Annotated in this window: 1 protein-coding gene and 1 pseudogene; both read right to left on the reverse strand. The window is 62.7% G+C overall.

Going from position 1 to position 2,479, the window contains the following annotated elements; all coding sequences use genetic code 11:
• Nucleotides 1-2: 2 nt before the first annotated feature.
• Nucleotides 3-866, reverse strand: coding sequence for an IS21-like element helper ATPase IstB (gene istB / locus G8O24_RS42340; protein ID WP_188108387.1), 864 nt, complete (start codon nt 864-866; stop codon nt 3-5).
• Nucleotides 763-2,365, reverse strand: a pseudogene (istA, locus tag G8O24_RS42345) (IS21 family transposase). The gene istB and the pseudogene istA overlap by 104 nt, the downstream one beginning before the upstream one ends.
• Between the last annotated feature and the right edge of the window lie 114 nt (nt 2,366-2,479).

The following is a 2,479-nucleotide window of genomic DNA, read 5'->3' on the forward strand; positions in this document are numbered from 1 at the left end:
TGTCAATCGGCGTTCAAATTTGACCCCTCATCGGCGTCCAATTTTGACCCCTTTGCGCGGCGGGGTTTGGCGGTAGCGCTCGTCTCGTCGGAGCTGGCCGGGATTGCGGAGATGAGACGAGCGCGGGTGGCGTGATCGTCGTCGCGGCTTTTGAATCGCCAGCTGTCGTTGCCGGTCTCGACGATGTCGCAGTGATGGGTCAAGCGGTCGAGCAGCGCGGTGGTCATCTTGGCGTCGCCGAACACGCTGGGCCATTCTCCGAAGGCGAGGTTGGTGGTGACGATGACGGAGGCGCGCTCGTAGAGCCGGCTGACGAGGTGGAACAGAAGCTGGCCGCCGGACTGGGCAAAGGGCAGATATCCGAGTTCGTCCAGGACGATGAAGTCCATCCGGGTCAAATGCTCGGCGAGCCGCCCCTGCCGTCCGTTGCGGGTCTCGATCTCGAGACGGTTGACGAGGTCGACTACGTTGTAGAAGCGCCCACGGGCGCCGGATCGGATGCAGCTTCTGGCGATTGCGATGGCCAGATGGGTTTTGCCCGTGCCGGTGCCACCGACTAGCACGACGTTGCGTTGCTGGGCGATAAAGCCGCCGCCGGCGAGGTCATTGACCAGTGTCCGGTTGATCGGCGTGCCGTCGAACTGGAAGTCCTCGAGGTCCTTGGCAAGCGGCAGCTTGGCGATGGTGAGCTGGTACTTGATCGAACGGGCCTGCTTCTCGTTGATCTCGGCGTTGAGCAAGTCGCCGACGATGCGCTGGGGTTCATGCTGGCGCTTGACGGCAGTCGCCATGATCTCGTCGAAGGCAGCCTTCATGCCGTAAAGCTTGAGCTCGCCCATGAGATCGAAGATTTGGGTTCGTTCCATCAGATGGTCCTCCGGAGGTTGTCGTAGCGGGCACAATCGGCGATCGGCGCATGGTGGAGCGTCAGTGCGGCCGGCGTCATGATGTTGGCCGGTGGGGCGGGTTCACGTTGACGGGCCAGGATGTTGAGAACGACATCGGCAGAATGGACGCCGTGACCGAGCGCTTCGGCACAGGCGGCTTCCACCGCCGGCAGACCGTCAGTCAGCACCGCGTTGAGGATGTCGACCATCTGCCGATTGCCATCATCGGTGCTGGCAAGCCTGCGCCGGATCCGCTCGATCGCGGCCGGCAGCACCCAGTCCTTGAAGGGAGCGCCATTGCGCAGGGCGCCGGGTTTGCGAGCAAGCACCGGCACATAGTGCCAGGGATCGTAGGTCGTCTCGCCGCGTCCGAAGGATCGTGGATGCTCCGCAACGATCCTTCCATCCTGACGGATCACGATGCGGTCGGCATAGGCCTGGACCTCGACCGGGCGTCCGACGGCGCTGGCTGCGACCGAGTATTTGTTGTTGTCGAAGCGCACCAGACAGGTCTTCGAGACCGACGCCGGCACCGCATGGAAGCCGTCGAACCGACCGGCATAGGGAACGAGCTTGGGACGCTCGGCTTCGAACACTTCCCAGATCGTCTGCTCGGCCAGCTCTGGATGGCGATGCGCCTTGGCGTAGGCGATGCATTTATCGAGCAGCCAGTCGTTCAATTCGTCCAGGTTTTTGAACCGCAGGCGTGGCGTGAAGAAGCGTTCTCGGACCAGCCCAACCTGGTTCTCGACCTGGCCCTTCTCCCAGCCCGAGGCTGGCGTACAGGCAACCGGGTCGACCAGATAGTGGCTGCACATCTGTAGGAAGCGACGATTGTAGCGGCGATCCTTGCCGACGAAGATCGTCTCCACCGCGGTCTTCATGTTGTCGTAGATGCCGCGGCTGCAGGTGCCTTTAAACAGGGCGAACGCCCGGTCATGGGCGTCGAACACCATTTCCTGCGTCTCCCGCGGATAGGCCCGTACGAACAGCATGCGGCTGTGGCAGAGCCGGACATGGGCGGCCTTCACGACCACTGTGGTGCCGCTCAACAGGACCACCTCGTGGCTCCAGTCGAACTGGTAGGCTTCTCCGGGCGCAAAGCACAACGGAACGTAAGCCGCGGCGGTTGATTGCCCGCGCTCCTTGCTCCAACGCCTGGCGTAACGCCGCACGGCATCGTAACCGCCGTCATAGCCGCGGTCGCGCAGCTCTTCGAAGATCCTGATCAACGTCAGCTGTTCACGAGCAGATTTGGCTGCGTTCGCCGCCAGCAGCCCATCGAGCTCCGACGCCCATCGCCCCAGCTTTGGCCGCGGCTGCACCTCCCGCTCGTACTCGAACGAGGTCTCTCCCGACCTCAGCACCTTACGGACCGTGTTCCGCGAGACCTTCAGGTCGCGGGCGATCTCCTTGATCGTTTTGCCCTTGATGAAGTGCTCGCGCCGGATCCGGGCAATCGTCTCCACGATCAGCATCCCCAACCACCTGCTTCGTTCCGAAGCAGACAGCGCAACAGACCTATCTGTAGGGGGTCAATTTTGGACGCCGATCCCCCGGCTTAGGGGGTCAATATTGCAGGCCGAATGACA

Source organism: Bradyrhizobium campsiandrae (assembly GCF_014529705.1).
Classification (GTDB): Bacteria; Pseudomonadota; Alphaproteobacteria; order Rhizobiales; family Xanthobacteraceae; genus Bradyrhizobium; species Bradyrhizobium campsiandrae.